This window comes from Pseudomonas sp. P7548, from assembly GCF_013386585.1.
Taxonomy (GTDB): domain Bacteria; phylum Pseudomonadota; class Gammaproteobacteria; order Pseudomonadales; family Pseudomonadaceae; genus Aquipseudomonas.
Genome location: NZ_JACARO010000078.1, coordinates 60796 through 76259, shown reverse-complemented (window position 1 = coordinate 76259; position 15464 = coordinate 60796). Strand labels below are relative to the sequence as shown.

Here is a 15464-nt window from a genome sequence, read left to right as displayed (position 1 = left end):
GCCCCACCCCCGCCAAACCCGCCTTTTCTTGCGCTGCCCTGCCCTAGCATGACTGCACTCAGACGATTGGGAGCCACCACCATGACTTACAAACACCCACTGCTGTTCAAGGCGCTGTGCTATGTCGACGGCCATTGGGTCCACAGTGACAGCGCCAGCACCCTCGCCGTGCACAACCCGGCGACCCAGGACGTGATCGGCCATGTGCCGATGCTTGAACAAGCGCAGATAACTGCCGCCGTGGAGGCCGCGCATCGCGCCTTCCCGGCTTGGCGCGAACAGAGCCTTGACGCCCGCGCAACCGTCCTCAAGCGTTGGGCCAGTCTGATCCTGGAACATCAGGAAGACCTGGCGCGCATCCTGAGCCTGGAACAAGGCAAATCCCTGGCCGAGTCCCGGGGCGAAATCGCCTATGCCGCCAGTTTCATTCCCTGGTTTGCCGACGAAGCCCGGCGGCTGTACGGGCAGAACATCCCCAGCCATATTCCCGGTGCGCACCTGGGCACGCTCAAGGAGCCGGTGGGCGTTTGCGCGCTGCTGACGCCGTGGAACTTTCCTTCGGCAATGATCACGCGCAAAGCCGCTGCCGCCCTGGCGGCCGGTTGCACGGTGGTGGTCAAGCCGGCCCATGAAACGCCCTACTCGGCCTTTGCCCTGGCGCAACTCGCCGAGGAAGCCGGCTTCCCGGCCGGGGTGTTCAACGTGGTGCTGGGCGAGCCGCAGATGGCCATGCAAACCCTGGTGCAGGACAGCCGCGTGCGTTCGGTGAGCTTCACCGGCTCGACCCGCGTGGGCAAGCTGGTGCTGCAAGCGGCCGCCCAGGACGTGAAGAAGGTCGCCTTGGAACTGGGCGGCAATGCGCCGTTCATTGTGTGTGCCGATGCCGACCTGGGCCTGGCGGTGAAGGTCGCGGTGGAGGCCAAATTCCAGACCTCCGGCCAGGACTGCTGCGCCGCCAATCGCATCCTCGTCGACCGCGCGATCTACCCCGCCTTCCTCAAGCGCTTTGCCGCCGCCGTGCGCGAACTGCGCGTGGGCCCTGCGCTGATAGGCGGCGAAGAACATGCCGTGGACGTTGGCCCGTTGATGCATCAGGCCGCGTTCGATGTGACCGCCGCGCGGGTGGAGGACGCCTTGCAGCTGGGCGCGCAACGCCTGGTGGGCGGTGAAGCCCATGCGCTGGGCGGCTTGTTCTACCAGCCCACGGTGTTGGCGGATGTCACGCCCGAGATGCGCATCTACCGCGAAGAAAACTTTGCGCCGATTGCCGGGGTAATGCCCTTCGACAGCCTGGAGCAGGCGATTGCCCTGGCCAACGACACCGAGTACGGCCTGGCCGCCTACATTTGTTCCAACCGCCTGGACCTGATCTACCCACTGATCCGTCGCCTCGACCACGCCATGGTCGCGGTCAACGGTGTGAAGTTCACTGGCCACCCGATTCCGTTCGGCGGCATGAAAGCCTCGGGCCTGGGCCGCGAAGGCGGCACCGAGGGCTTCGAGGCCTTTGTCGAAACCAAATACTTTTGCCTGCACCACCAAGGACAATTCAAAGGAGACTCGCTATGAACCACGAACTCGACCACCTGTTCGCACAGGACCGCGCGCACTTCATGCACCCGTCCACCCACGCCCACGACCATGCCAGCGGCGCGCTCAAGGGCCGTATCATCCAGAGCGCGTCGGGCATCCGCATCCGTGACCATGAAGGGCGTGACTTCATCGACGCGTTTGCCGGGCTGTATTGCGTGAACATCGGCTACGGCCGTACCGAAGTGGCGGACGCGATCTACAAGCAGGCCAAGGAGCTGGCCTACTACCACACCTACGTCGGCCACTCGACGGAGGCGATTATCGAGCTGTCGAGTCGCATCATGGACTGGGCGCCAGAGGGCATGAAAAAGGTCTATTACGGCCTGTCGGGCTCCGACGCCAACGAGACCCAGATCAAGCTGGTGCGCTACTACAACAACGTGCTGGGCCGTCCGCAGAAGAAGAAAATCATCTCCCGCGACCGTGGCTACCACGGCTCGGGCATCATGACCGGCAGCCTCACGGGTCTTGCTGCCTTCCATCAGCACTTTGACCTGCCGGAGCAAGGCATCCAGCACACCGTGTGCCCGCACTGGTACCGCAAAGCCCCGGCGGGCATGGATGAAGCCACGTTCGTGCGGTACTGCGCCGATGAGCTGGAAAAGATGATCCTTGCCGAAGGCCCGGACACCGTGGCCGCCTTCATCGGTGAACCGGTGATGGGCACCGGCGGCATCGTGGTGCCACCGGCCGGTTACTGGGCGGCGATCCAGGCGGTGCTGCACAAATACGATGTGCTATTGATTGCCGATGAAGTGGTCTGCGCATTTGGCCGCCTGGGGTCGAAGATGGGCAGCCAGCGTTACGGCATGCGCCCGGACCTGATCACCACGGCCAAGGGCCTGACCAGCGCCTACGCTCCGTTGTCGGCGGTGATCATTGGCGAGAAAGTGTGGGACGTGATCGAAAAAGCCTCCACCACCGACGGCGCCATGGGCCACGGCTGGACGTATTCGGGGCACCCGATCTGCGCGGCGGCGGCGCTGGCCAACCTCGACATTCTGGAGCGCGAAAACCTCACCGAAAATGCCGAGCAGGTGGGCGCGTACCTCAACCGCCGCCTGCGCGAAACCCTCGAAGGCCACCCGCTGGTGGGCGAAGTGCGTGGCGATGGCATGCTCGCCGCCGTGGAGTTCATGGCCGATCGCGAGCAACGCACGCCGTTCGATGCCGGGTTGAAAGTCGGCCCGAAAGTCTCGGCGGCCTGCCTGGAGCGCGGCATGATCGCCCGGGCCATGCCCCATGGCGACATCCTTGGCTTTGCTCCGCCGTTGATCCTCACACGGGAAGACGCGGACCTGATCGTCGACATCACCCAGGGTGCGATTGACCAGGTGGCGGGGGAAATCCTCGGCTGAACACGGCGTACGCTCGACGGATGTGCGTTATCGTTGACGACCATCGCTGGCAAGCCAGCGCCTACAGGGGGCTGGCGAAACGCGGAACCCGCGTAGGAGCCGGCTTGCCGGCGATGGCCGTGAGGGCGCCGCCTTACTATGGCCTGTGGAGTTTTTCCTTGATGCACAAGCTTGACCGTTATGACCTGAACATCCTGCGCATCCTTTCCGAGGATGGGCGCATCACCAAGTCCAGCCTGGCCGAGGCGATCAACCTGTCGGTCACCCCGGCCTGGGAGCGGGTGCGCAAGCTGGAGAACGCGGGCCTGGTCAAAGGCTATCGTGCGGTGATCGATTGGAACCAGGTGTTCAAGAGCCAGCAGTTGCTGGTGGAAATCACCCTGGCCCGTCACACCGCCCAGGACATGCGCCGCTTCGAACACCGCATGGGCGACGCGCCGGAGGTGGAGTTCTGCTACGCCACCGGCGGCGGCGTGGACTACATCGCGATGATTCGCGCCGCCGACATCGACGCGTACCAGCGCTTCATCGACCAATTGCTGCTGGAAGACCTGGCCATCGAGCGCTATTTCACCTACATCGTGACCAAGACCATCAAGACGCCGGGGGCGCTACCCGCTCAAGCCGTCAACGCGACGACTCAGGACTGATCACACTCGGCAGGCCGACTTGCAACAAGTAGCCTTCCAACCGCGCCCCCTCATCGGACGAAAAGATCGCGCCGATATAGCCATCCGGGCGCACCAGCACCCGATCCCCTGCGGCCAGCCCGTAGGCGTGTTGCATCTGCCCTTGGTCATCAATCACTTCCCCTTGCAGGCCAACGTGGTGGATTCGCAACCCTGGCCTTGGTGCCACGTCGGCGGACGTGCCGGCCACACACAGCAGCGTCCAATGCGGACCGGCATACAGGTCAAACAGGCGTAGCGATTGGCCTGCCGCGCCGCGCAGCCGTGCATCCGGCGCACGCGCACCGGCGCGGTCCGCCCGACCCGCCGCCAGCGAGGAATGGGGGTAACCAATGTCCAGTTGATGCACTTCCCGGCCCCGGCGCACGTCGCCACGTTGCAGGTTATCGAGCAGTTGGGTGGATAAGCCCAGTACCGAGGCCGCTACCGGCCGGCGTTCTTCTTCGTAGCTGTCGAGCAACGCTTCAGGTGCGCCGTTGGCCACCGCCGCCAGTTTCCAGCCGAGGTTGTAGGCATCCTGCACGCTGGTGTTGAGCCCCTGGCCACCGGTCGGCGGATGGATGTGCGCGGCGTCCCCGACCAGAAACACCTGGCCGATACGGTACTGATCGGCCAGCCGCGCATTCATGCTGTAGGCCGACGCCCAAGACACTTCATGCACCTGGATATCATCGCGCCCGGTGCGCTGGGCCACCATCGCGGTCAAGCCTTCAGCGCTGAGGTCCACCTCGGCGTCCAGGGCAATCGGGCCTTGAATCTGGAACAGTTGCGTGCCGGCCAGTGGGCAAATGGCAATCTGACGTTGTGGGTCGCCCTCGCCAAAACGATGCCAATACGTCGACGACAGGCCTGACAGCTGCACGTCCGCCACCAGCGCACGCACGCCGAGGGTCTTGCCCGGGAAGCCGATATTCAACGCCTGGCGCACGAAGCTGCGCCCCCCGTCGGCCCCCACCAGCCAGCGCGTACGCAGTGTTTGCGGGCCTGCGCGGCCATTGAGCTGCAGGGTCACGCCGTCCGCGTCTTGCTCAAACCCTGTCAATTCACAGCCAAACACTGCCCGGTGGCCCAGTTCGAGCAACCGCTCGCGCAGCACCTGTTCGGTCAGGAATTGCGGCACCATCAGCGGTTGCTGATAAGGCTCAGCCGAAGTCGCGGCACTGTGTTCGATGGGATCGGCGTCGAGGGTGCTGCCGTCGTCGCGGTAGCGCCGCTCAGTCGGATAGACTCCACCCATGGCGAACAGGCGGTCGAGTACGCCGAGGTCTTCGAAGATTTCCTGCGACCTGGGCTGGATGCCTTTGCCACGGGAACCGTGGAAAGGCTGGTGGTTTTTCTCGATCAGACGAAAGCGGATACCGCGCCTGGCCAGGTCTATCGCCAAGGTCAAGCCGGCCGCACCGGCACCACAAATCAGAACATCGACCGCGCATTGCTCGTTCATAACGACCACCTATATGTGCAATATGCACATATTAAGACGGAGAAACACAGTGTCAAGAAAAAGCGTGCAAAACGCACATATGAGCGCTCAGCTGCGTGATTTGCATGGGTCGTTGGTTGAGATCGTGGGGGTGATGAACCGCCCCCAGCGCGATGAAGCGATGGTGCGCGAGGCCGGAATTTCCTTGGACCGCGCGCTGTTTCCCCTGCTGGTGCTGGTAGAACGGCTGGGCCCTATCGGCGTGGTCGAACTGGCCGACCGCGTCGGTCGCGACTACACCACTGTCAGCCGGCAAGTGACCAAGCTGGAAAGCCTCGACTTGATCCAGCGCCAGGCAAGCGCGCTCGACCGCCGCCTGCGCGAGTCGGTGATTACCGAAAAAGGCAAAGTCATGACTGACCGAGTTGACGCCGCGCGCGAACGCATTGGCGTGTCGATCTTTTCCACTTGGGACGAAGGCGACTTTGACAACCTGGTGCGCTTGATGCGCAAGTTCGCCGAGGAGCTCAAGGACGATTCTGCACGTGCCACCCAGGACATGGGCTGAGTCGATGCGGCTGCCAGCGCCGTGGTTCGGGCCACGGCGCGAATGACGATTCCTCGCTATCGTTTGTCGTTTTTGCGCTATATCCCACCATTACGACAACCCCAGACTGATGCCATTGGGTCAGAGGAGTCGTACCGTGGAAAATCGCCAGACACTGGATAAAACAGCCACCGTGATGATGGTCGTGGTGTGTGCCATCTGGGGGCTACAACAAGTGGCGATCAAAGTGGCCGCCGAGGATGTTTCGCCGATGCTGCAAATCGCCCTGCGCTCCGGGGTTGCCGCGGTGATGGTGGGCCTCTTGTTGACCTTGCGTCGCTACCGCGAAAAGTGCCACTGGCAGACCTGGCGAGGCGGCGTGGTGGTCGGGGTTCTGTTCGCCGTCGAGTACATCGCGGTGTCGGTGGGGCTGAGCTACACCTCGGCTGCGCACATGGTGATTTTCCTCTACACCGCGCCCCTATTTGCCGCCATCGGCCTGCATCTTCGCTTTGCCAGTGAGCGCCTGAGCCGCCTGCAATGGCTGGGCATCCTGATCGCCTTTATCGGTATCGCCATCGCCTTTTATACGCCAGGCAAACCGGGCGATGGCTGGGTCACGCCGCAGCGGATGGGGGATGCATTGGGCGTGGTCGGCGCCATCGCCTGGGGCGCGACCACCTTGAGTATTCGCTGCTCAAGGCTGACGGATGCGCCGGCACCCTTGACGCTGTTCTACCAACTCGCCGGCGCTTGCATCATCCTCGGGCTGGTGGCGCTGGTCACCGGGCAAACCCGGTTCCACCTCTCCGGCATCGCGTTTGCCAGCCTGGCATTTCAGACCGTGGTGTTCTCGTTCCTGAGCCTGCTGGTGTGGTTCTGGTTGCTAAGCCGTTACTTGGGGTCGCGGCTGGGCGTGCTGTCGTTCCTCACCCCGTTGTTTGGCGTGGCGTTCGGCGTATGGCTGTTGAGCGAGCCGCTGGAGTCGACGTTTGTGCTCGGCTCGCTCCTGGTGTTGGTCGGCATCGTGGTGGTCAGCGGGCATGATGTGTTGCACGGGGACAAAGCTGTCGCACGGTTATCGACCTGAAAAATATTCAGGACAAAAAGTATTGTTGTTGTACACAAAATATCGCTAAAGATTTCCCCGCATCGAGCCGAAACAGACAGTGATAGCAAATCGCCGCCTCTCGCCCGGAGTCGACGGTTTGGCCGCCCTCCCCGCTGATGGTCGTCTCGATGAAAATAAAAAATAAGCTAGTGCTTGCTTTCGTATCCGTCGCGTTTATCCCGGTCAGCCTGGTCGCGGTGATCTCCGTCATGAACACACGGACCCAGGCGGTCGAACAATTCATTGATGGCAGCACCCGTGAAATACGCCAGATCGATGGCAACATCCGGCAGTTCTTCGATGGCACGCTGCAGAACGTCGATCAAATGTCCGCTGATCCTGTATACACTTCGGTGAACACTCTAAAGGATTACCAGCCTGCCAATGCGGCCAGCCAGCCGATGCCAGCCCAGGCCCAGCAGGTCATCGACCAGTTTGCACGGTTTGGTGCAACCCACCCGTCTGCCGCCATTTTGTCCATCGGCCTGGAGGACGGCACTTACGCCAAGTGGCCGGATGACCCACAACTGGCCAAGTACGACCCGCGCACCCGCCCCTGGTACAAGGCCGCCATGGCCAGCCCCGGCAAGACGGTGCGCACCCCTGCTTATTATTACGACAAGGACGACGTGGCCCTGGTGGGCACCGCCCGCGCCTTGCTGGACAACGCCGGCAAACCCAAGGGCGTGTTCGTGGTGAGCGTGTCGCTGAAAAACCTCACCGAGTTGCTCAAGAGCATCAAGCTGGGCGAAAGCGGCTACGTGATGCTGATCGAAGACGGCGTGGTGCTGGTGGACCCGCGCAATGCCGCGCACAACTTCAAGCCCCTCAAGGACCTCGGCGCGCCGTATGCACACCTGGCCGAAACGCCCCAGGGCTCCACCGAAGTGGTGATCGACGGGGTGCGCTACATGGCCAACGTCTGGACCTCGCCGGGCCTGGGCTGGCGCTATGTCGGCCTGATCGAATACAACGAAGTGATGGCTGCCGCCACGCGCATGACCTACCTCACCACGGTCATCGTCGCCGTGCTGGTGCTGATCTTCGGGCTGATTGCGGCGGCGTTTTCCAAGGTGATCATCAAGCCCATCGGCCAGGTGAGCACCGGCTTGCAATCGATCGCCCAGGGCGAGGGCGATTTACGCCACGAGTTGCACGTACAGGGCAAGGACGAAACCGCCGAACTGGCGGGCTGGTTCAACAAGTTCCTCGCGGCGATCCGCCAGTTGATCCAGCACATCGGCGCGGCGTCGACCAATTTGCAGGATGCGTCCAAGGTCAACAGCGAAGTGGCGCACAACATGAACGAAGCGGCCGGGCGCCAGCGCGAGGCAGTGGAACTGGTGTCCACCGCGTTCAACGAAATGGTGGCCACGGCCAACGAGGTGGCGCGCTCATGCAGTGGCGCGGCGGAATCGGCCGAGAACGGCCATCGCCGCGTGGCCGAGGGCAAACAGCAGATTGAAGTGACCACCGACAACGTCAACCGCCTGGGCCGGCGCCTGACCGAATCGTCCCAGGCCATGGTCGAGCTGGAAGCCGGCAGCCGCAGCATCAACCAGATCCTCGGCACCATCCGCGCCATCGCCGAACAGACCAACCTGCTGGCGCTCAACGCCGCCATCGAAGCCGCGCGCGCCGGCGACCAGGGCCGGGGTTTTGCGGTGGTGGCCGACGAGGTGCGGGCGTTGGCCAAGCGCACCTCCGACTCCACCGGCGAGATCGAGCAGTTGCTCGGCACCCTGGGCAGCAAGACCGAAGAAGTCACCCAGAAGATGAGCAGTTGCCTGGACCTGTCCCGCGCCAGTGTGTCGTCCATCGAAAACGCACGGGACAGTTTTGAAGGCATCCAGCTGTCGGTCAACGAGATCCGCGACCAGAACCTGCAGATCTCTGCCGCCGCCGAGGAACAGCACAGCGTCGCCGAAGAGATCAACCGGCATATCCAGCAGATCTACGACGAAGCGCGCCTGGTGGAAAGCCTGGCCAACTCGGCCCAAGACGATTCGGGGCGGCTGGCTGACCTGTCGACGGAGCTGAATGGGTTGGTGGGGCGCTTCAAGTCGTAGCGCCCGCCGTCATCAGCCACTGTGGCGGTGGAAATCCGCAATCTGCTGCCACATGGCAACCGGGTTGGAATACATCGGGAAATGCCCGCACTGCGCAATCGGCGCCAGGCGCACGCCGTGGGCCTGGATGTGCGGCAGGTAGGACAGCGAGGCGTTCTGCTCGCCGTACATGAACATCGTCGGGCAAGGCAGCCCGAGGAATTTGCCCATCAAGTCGCCATGGTCAGACAGCTCGACCATCGACTGGAAGATCCCGCGCACCGCGCGCGCCCGCACCTTGTGGCGCAGGCTCGCCGAATAGAGGGCGCTGGCGTAGGCCGGCGCCTGGCGGGTACGCTCGATGAAAGCGTTGAAAAATGCCTCGGGATCATCTGCGGGAAAGTCGACGATCTGACGGCTGAGAAAGCAGTCTTCGGGGGCGATGTTGCCTTCGATATCGGTAAAGCTCAGCACCCGGTCGGGGAAGCGGTGCGCCAACATCAGCGCGGTCAAGCCGCCCATGGAATGGCCCACCAGGTGGAAGCGCTCGATCGCGAAATGCTCCAGCACCTGCACTGCTGTTTCCAACAAGAAAGGAATGCCGATCTTCGACAGGTCGGCACATTCGCTTTCGCCACAGCCGGGCGCGTCGTAAGCGACGAAGGGATGACCGTCGAACGCCGGGTGCAGGACGATATCGGCGTAGTCTTCCTTGGTGGACCCGAAGCCGTGCAAAAACAGGATGGGCGCACGTTCGCCCGTGCGATGCAAGGCGGCAATGTTCAGCGAGACGCCGTCTACCGTCAGCGGCAGGTGGGTGTGGACGAACGACATGACAGGGGCTCCCGGAACAGAAAAGCCGCCACTGTCGGGTGAATTGATCGAGGTGTAAATAACGGATTGCGGAACGTATTCATACGCCAATCGTATGAGCCTGAAACTGCGCAACCACTTCCGTCACCAACGGGTTGGGCCGCTCGCTGTTCCAGGCCACGGCGGTGGTCACCACATGGAGTTTTTGCGTCAACGCCCGCAGCACCACGTTGTCCGGTGCGAGCTTCTTCAACGACGCCGGCACCAGCGCAATGCCCTGCCCGCAACTGACAAACGCGATTTGCGACGCCACCGAACGCACTTCGTGCAGCACCCGTGGCGAAAACCCGCTGGCGCGGCAGGTGACGATCAGGTTGTCGAAGTACACCGGGCTGACCTTGCGCGAGAACATCACCAGTGGCTCGGACGCCAGGCTCGACAGGCTGATGCGCGTGCGGGCGGCCAACGGATGATCGCTGGGCAGCGCCACCATCAAGCGGTCCTCCAGCAACGGCAATGACTGCACGGCCGGGCCCAGGTCACCGTCCAGGCGGGCAAACGCCAGGTCGATATCCCCCGCTTCCAGTGCCGGCACCGCCTCGACGCTGTCGATCTCGCGCACGGAGACAGTCAGGTGCGGGTACTGCTGCTTGAGCCGGTCGATCAGGCCCGGCAGCACATCGAACATCGCCGTGGAGATCGCGCCGATGGTCAGCATGCCCGACTGCCCCGCCACCGCCTCCTCCACCGCCAGCTCCAGGCGTTCCAGTTGCTCGGCGAATTTGCGCACGGCAGGCAGGATCGCCGCGCCCACCGGCGTGAGCTTGGCGCCGCGCCGCGAACGCTCGAACAGCGTGACCTTGAGCGCCTGCTCCAGCACCTGGATCTGCTCGCTCAACGGTGGTTGGGACATGCCCAGGCGCTTGGCGGCGCGGCCGAAGTTCTGTTCTTCGGCAACGGCGAGGAACAGCCAGAGGTGGCGAATCAGGCGGAAGTTGATCATCAAAGGTCCATAGGCTTGGCGTATGCAACGTGGGGTTTAACGCCAATATACCTATCTATCCCTGTTGTGAAACCATCCAGGCTACAAAGGCATCCAGGCGACTCAAGAACGGCTCGCGCTCGGCGCTGGGGTTTCTGGCTTCGAACAAAAAGTACGCCACCTGAACGCGCATCGTGGGGTACTGCTGGACGAACCCACCGACGTGCTCTTCCAGGGTACGCGGCCAGCCTGGCGCGTCTTGTTCGCGCAGTGTTTGCGTCGACCGGATCAACTTGCGCGACGCTTCGCGCTGCAGGCGCAGACGCTCCGATGCGTCACTGGCCAGATCAATGCGCTCGCGATACGCCGCCAAGCTCTGTTGGAAGTCCCCGTTGAGCGCCTGCGCAATGTCCCGCGACGGTCGGAACCGTTCAAAGTGCGGCGCAAGGTCATCGCCCCAGACACAGCAGCAACAGTGCTTGAGCCAGAAGCCCCACCGGTTGTTCTGCTCGGGTGCCAGCACCTCGGCGCGGTGGCCAATATCGAAGTCGATCTTGGTGACTTCCGGGTGCCGTTGTTCCAGCGTCTGTCGAATGCGTTCCAGTTGCTCCAACGCGTGGGCGTCGGGTGGCTCGTTCAATACCAGCGTCAGGTCCAGGTCGGACACCCCAGGGGTGGCCTCGCCCCGTGCGACACTGCCGTAAAGATAGAGGCTGTGCAGCCCTGATTCAGGCTGGGAAAGGGTCTGGCAGACGTCCGCCATCAACGGTTCGAATTCAGGCTGGACCGGATGATCGCCAACGGTCAGGACAAAGCCGTCCGCGTCGACACCTGCAGGTTGTGCGGTACTCATGGGTAGCTCCTTATTTCAGGCCAGGGAGCATGCCCGCCATCGCGCACGGGCGCAACGCCCTTCAATCCTTGGACTATGCTCAAGCAGCCGTGGGGAGCACAGCCCCAACCGCACGCACAAAATGGCCTTTTGGATAGGAAGTCCTATGACCACAAAGACGAGCGTATTGGGCGTACTCGCCCTGCTACCCATCGCCCTGGCACAGGCCGACGATGGTGGCCTGAGTTTCTGGGTACCAGGGCAGTTCGGCGCACTGGCTGCCGCCCCCGTCACGCCGGGCTGGAGCCTGCCGCTGATCTACTACCACGTGAACGCCAGTGACAACAAAAATGCCGTGGTGCCGCGTGGCGGGCGCACGGTGGTCGGGCTGGATGCCAAGGCAGACCTGCTGTTCGCCAGCCCCACCTACACCTTCGAGACGCCGGTGCTCGGCGGCGCCCAGGCCGCCATTTCTGCGATAGCGGCGGTGGCGCGCTCCGAAGCCAGCGTGGATGCAACCCTCACCGGCCCGCGTGGGCGGTCTTTCTCCAGTGGCACGAATGACAGCCTCAAGGGCGGCAGCGACCTCTACCTGCTCGGCACCCTGAAGTGGAACCACGGCGTGCACAACTTCATGGCTTACTCCATGGGCAACATCCCCATTGGTGCCTACGACCCCAACCGCCTGGTGAACATCGGCCTGGGCCACGCGGCCCTGGATGCCGGGGGTGGCTACACCTACTTCGACAAGACCAACGAGTTTTCTGCGGTCGCCGGCATGACCTACAACTGGAAGAACAACGACACCGACTACCAGAACGGTATTGACGCTCATATCGACCTGAGCGCCTCGCACTTCCTCACCTCGCAATCCCTGGTCGGGCTGGTGGGCTACTACTTCGAACAAGTCACCGGCGACAGCGGCAGCGGCGCGGTGCTGGGGGACTTCAAGTCGCGGGTCGCCGGGATCGGCCCCCAGGCCGGGCACTTCTTCAAGGTGGGCGAAGGGCTGTGGTACGCCAATATCAAGGGCTACTACGAGTTCGACGCCAAGAACCGCCCCGAGGGCTGGAACATGTGGGTGTCGCTGGTGATTCCCTTGAACGGCAAGCAGTAAGCGGTTTTACGCGGTGCGGTGCTGCCAGTGTTCGTAAAACGCCAGCGCCGCCACGTTCTTGCCCTTGGCCTCCAGCATGATGTCGAAGCGGTCGAGAAACTGCAGCGCGTAATCGTTGGTCCAGCGGTTCCACATCTGGTCGCTATGGCCGTACAGGTCGCGCTTGGAAACCACCTTCAGCAGCGCCTCCATTTCCAGCTTGTGCTCGGCATCAAAGCCCAGTTCCTGCAGGCTCTCCTGGGGCTGCGAGTAATGCATGGTTGGGCGCACGCCGCGCCAGCTGTCGATGACTTGGGCCACCCGGGGCGAATGGGGGTCGATGTACTCGTTTTCGTTGATCCAGCAATGGTGGATGTCCAGCACCACCGGCGCCAGGTCGGCGACTTGCAGGCAGTGGTCGAGGCCGTAGGTCTTCTCGTCGTTCTCGAAGGTGATGCAGTTACGCGCCACCTCAGACAAACGCGGCCACACCGCCCGGGTGCCCTCCACACCCAGGCGGCCGGCAATGTGCACGTTGCACTTGAGGTCCTGAAATTGGCGGCCGTAGCCCATCATGCGGATCATGTCAGCGTGGTATTCGAATTCGGCCAGGCTGTTTTCCACCACGCCGGGGTTTTCCGAGCCCAGCACGCAATATTGGCCGGGGTGGAACGATAGGCGGATATCCGAGGCACGCGCCAGGTCGCCGATGGCGGCGAACCCATCGACCAGTTGCCGCTCGATCGCCGGGTCTTTATACACATCCGCCACTTTCGGGTGGCTGTAGAACGGCAGCAGGTCGCTGCTCAGGCGCAGCATGCGCAACATCGGCGGCAACCCGGCCACGTAGGCCAGCAGGTGCAATTGGGCTTGAAGGTTGTGCGTGACCACCTCGACCAGTTTGTCGCGGGCCACTTGCGGCGTGACGCTGTCCATCCAGCGCAAGGTGGTGGTGCGCGGGTTGAGTGGGCCTTCAATCAACTTCAAGGCACTGGCCGACAGCAGGCGTTCGGGGTGCTTGTACTGGCAGGGGAAGCCGATGCGAGGATGAGTCATGGGGAGGCCTGGTACGAGGTAAGGACGCGATGATACGGGGTTAGGCTCGCCCAAACGCAGGGGGTTCACACTATTTCGAAACGTTTCACGCTGAACTTTCTCACCTGTGGCGCGCTCACTTCCTATGCGCTGCCCCGTCCAGGGGCGTTGTACAACAAGGAGCCGCCATCACCATGACTACCCTCCCCACCTACCGATACGCCCCCGGGCCGCTGCATGCGACCTTACTCGCCGGCACCGTGCCATTGTTTCTCGGCGCCCTGCTCAGCGACATTGCCTACACCCAGACTTACCAGATTCAATGGGCCAACTTCGCCTCCTGGCTGATCGCCGGGGCGCTGGTGTTCGCAGGCTTCGCGTTTTTATTCGCGCTGGTCAACCTGCTTCGTGCCAGGCCCAAGGCCGGGCAACCCACGCGGTATGTCCTGCTGCTGTTGGCCACCTGGGTACTGGGGCTGGTCAACGCCTTCCAGCACGCCAAAGACGCCTACGGCTCGATGCCGGGCGGCCTGATTCTGTCGGCCATCGTGTTGTTGCTGGCCTTGGCGGCGACCTGGACCGGCTTGCGTTCGGGAGGTGTCAAATGAAGACGTCCAGCACCCTGACGCTGTTGAGCGCCGCCCTGCTGCTGAGCGCCTGCGGCGGTGAAGGCGACAAGACCCAGGCGCGGGGCCCCGACCCCAAGCTGCCGGAACAGCAAAGCAGCCTGTTGCCCAGCATGAAGATTGCCCAACCCACGCCCTGGGGCGAGCAGAAACCTACCGTGCCCGAAGGCTACCGCGTCACCGCCATCGCCACCGACCTCGCCATCCCGCGCCAGACCCTGGTGTTGCCCAATGGCGACATTCTCGTCGCCGAAGGCCGTGGCGGCAGTGCGGCCAAGCTCAAGCCCAAGGATGTGATCGCCAGCGTGATCAAGGCCGAGGGCAACACCAAGGTCAAGGGCGGCAATCGCCTGACCCTGCTGCGCGATGCCGATGGTGATGGTACGTACGAACTCAGGACCGTCTTCGCCGACAACCTCAACGCCCCGTATGGCCTGGCGTATGCCAACGGCAAACTCTACGTGGCCAACCAGGATGCCCTGGTCAGTTTCGATTACGCCGATGGCCAGACCAAAGCCAGCGGGCCGCCCAGTACCGTCACCGACCTGCCGGCACAGATCAACCACCACTGGACCAAGTCCCTGGCGGTGAGCGCGGATGGCAGCCAGCTTTATGTGGGGATCGGCTCCAACAGCAACGTCACCGAGCGTGGCATGGAAGTGGAGATCGACCGTGCAATGGTCTGGCAGATCGACGCCGCCACCGGCGCGCACAAGCCTTACGCCACCGGCCTGCGCAACCCGACGGCGCTGACGATTCAACCAGACACCGGGCAACTGTGGACGGTGGTCAACGAACGCGACGAGCTGGGCCCGGACCTGGTGCCGGACTACCTGACCTCAGTGCGTGAAGGCGCGTTCTACGGCTGGCCCTACAGTTACTGGGGCCAGAACGTCGACCCGCGCGCCCAGCCACAAAACCCGGCCAAGGTCGCCGCCGCGATCAAGCCGGATTACAGCCTGGGTTCCCACGTGGCGGCGCTGGGCGTGGACTTTTCCATCCCGCAAATGGGCGACAAATTCGCCGACGGCGTGTTCGTCGGTGAGCACGGCAGCTGGAACCGCGACAACCCGGTGGGCTACAAAGTGATTTTCGTGCCCTTCAGCAACGGCAAGCCGTCCGGTGAGCCGATCGACTTTGCCACGGGTTTTCGCGGTGAAGACGGCAAAACCCGTGGGCGGCCGGTTGGCGTGACGGTGGACCCCAAAGGCGCGCTGATCATCGCCGATGACCTGGCCAATACCCTTTGGCGGGTAACACGCATCCAATAAGCAAAGTGTTTGACATGGTTGCCTGAAGCAACAATATAAT

14 protein-coding genes and 1 pseudogene are annotated in these 15464 nt (G+C 63.0%); 10 read left to right on the top strand and 5 right to left on the bottom strand.

From position 1 onward, the window contains the following. Positions 1-81: 81 nt before the first annotated feature. The 3 genes from HX803_RS26625 (at position 82) to HX803_RS26615 (ending at position 3601) form a co-directional block, all read left to right on the top strand. Complete coding sequence (locus tag HX803_RS26625) at positions 82-1569, top strand: NAD-dependent succinate-semialdehyde dehydrogenase (protein WP_178924847.1); 1488 nt, start codon at positions 82-84, stop codon at positions 1567-1569. Further along, positions 1566-2951: an aspartate aminotransferase family protein gene (locus HX803_RS26620; protein WP_178924845.1), complete on the top strand. Its 1386-nt coding sequence runs from the start codon at positions 1566-1568 to the stop codon at positions 2949-2951. Before HX803_RS26625 ends, HX803_RS26620 begins: the two co-directional genes overlap by 4 nt. Positions 2952-3112: 161 nt before the next feature. Beyond that, complete coding sequence (locus HX803_RS26615; protein WP_178924843.1) at positions 3113-3601, top strand: Lrp/AsnC family transcriptional regulator; 489 nt, start codon at positions 3113-3115, stop codon at positions 3599-3601. Here the strand turns inward: HX803_RS26615 and HX803_RS26610 are convergent. Further along, the gene (locus tag HX803_RS26610) at positions 3579-5084 is read right to left on the bottom strand and encodes an FAD-dependent oxidoreductase (protein WP_178924841.1); all 1506 of its coding nucleotides are present in this window, start codon (positions 5082-5084) and stop codon (positions 3579-3581) included. The genes HX803_RS26615 and HX803_RS26610 overlap by 23 nt on opposite strands. 64 nt (positions 5085-5148) lie before the next feature. Here HX803_RS26610 and HX803_RS26605 point away from each other — a divergent pair, with 64 nt between their 5' ends. The 4 genes and pseudogenes from HX803_RS26605 (at position 5149) to HX803_RS33215 (ending at position 8790) form a co-directional block, all read left to right on the top strand. Beyond that, positions 5149-5631, top strand: coding sequence for a MarR family winged helix-turn-helix transcriptional regulator (locus tag HX803_RS26605; RefSeq protein WP_372339947.1), 483 nt, complete (start codon positions 5149-5151; stop codon positions 5629-5631). 136 nt (positions 5632-5767) lie between these two features. Then, positions 5768-6700: a DMT family transporter gene (locus tag HX803_RS26600; protein WP_178924837.1), complete on the top strand. Its 933-nt coding sequence runs from the start codon at positions 5768-5770 to the stop codon at positions 6698-6700. A gap of 137 nt (positions 6701-6837) precedes the next feature. Further along, positions 6838-7935 (top strand): annotated as a pseudogene (locus HX803_RS33220) (cache domain-containing protein); the annotation flags it as partial. An 87-nt stretch (positions 7936-8022) separates the two neighbouring features. Beyond that, the gene (locus HX803_RS33215; RefSeq protein ID WP_372339948.1) at positions 8023-8790 is read left to right on the top strand and encodes a methyl-accepting chemotaxis protein; all 768 of its coding nucleotides are present in this window, start codon (positions 8023-8025) and stop codon (positions 8788-8790) included. A 12-nt stretch (positions 8791-8802) separates the two neighbouring features. Here HX803_RS33215 and HX803_RS26590 read toward each other — a convergent pair whose 3' ends face one another. The 3 genes from HX803_RS26590 to HX803_RS26580 all read right to left on the bottom strand — a co-directional run bounded on the left by HX803_RS26590 (position 8803) and on the right by HX803_RS26580 (position 11417). Next, on the bottom strand, positions 8803-9603 hold the full coding sequence (locus tag HX803_RS26590; protein ID WP_178924833.1) for an alpha/beta fold hydrolase: 801 nt from the start codon (positions 9601-9603) through the stop codon (positions 8803-8805). A 79-nt stretch (positions 9604-9682) separates the two neighbouring features. After that, positions 9683-10585, bottom strand: a complete 903-nt coding sequence (locus tag HX803_RS26585; protein WP_178924831.1) for a LysR family transcriptional regulator — start codon at positions 10583-10585, stop codon at positions 9683-9685. Between the two features lie 55 nt (positions 10586-10640). After that, the gene (locus HX803_RS26580; RefSeq protein WP_178924829.1) at positions 10641-11417 is read right to left on the bottom strand and encodes a nucleotidyltransferase domain-containing protein; all 777 of its coding nucleotides are present in this window, start codon (positions 11415-11417) and stop codon (positions 10641-10643) included. A gap of 145 nt (positions 11418-11562) precedes the next feature. Between HX803_RS26580 and HX803_RS26575 the strand changes: the two genes are divergently transcribed. After that, on the top strand, positions 11563-12513 hold the full coding sequence (locus HX803_RS26575; protein WP_178924827.1) for a transporter: 951 nt from the start codon (positions 11563-11565) through the stop codon (positions 12511-12513). Between the two features lie 6 nt (positions 12514-12519). On the opposite strand, the gene HX803_RS26570 is transcribed toward HX803_RS26575, so the two are convergent. Further along, positions 12520-13548: a UV damage endonuclease UvsE gene (locus HX803_RS26570; RefSeq protein WP_178924825.1), complete on the bottom strand. Its 1029-nt coding sequence runs from the start codon at positions 13546-13548 to the stop codon at positions 12520-12522. Between the two features lie 173 nt (positions 13549-13721). On the opposite strand from HX803_RS26570, the gene HX803_RS26565 reads away from it, so the two are divergent. Beyond that, positions 13722-14135, top strand: coding sequence for a DUF2231 domain-containing protein (locus HX803_RS26565; RefSeq protein WP_218172601.1), 414 nt, complete (start codon positions 13722-13724; stop codon positions 14133-14135). Further along, positions 14132-15424 carry a sorbosone dehydrogenase family protein gene (locus HX803_RS26560; protein ID WP_178924823.1) on the top strand — a complete coding sequence of 431 codons (1293 nt, stop codon included), beginning with the start codon at positions 14132-14134 and terminating at the stop codon, positions 15422-15424. Before HX803_RS26565 ends, HX803_RS26560 begins: the two co-directional genes overlap by 4 nt. Positions 15425-15464 lie beyond the last annotated feature (40 nt).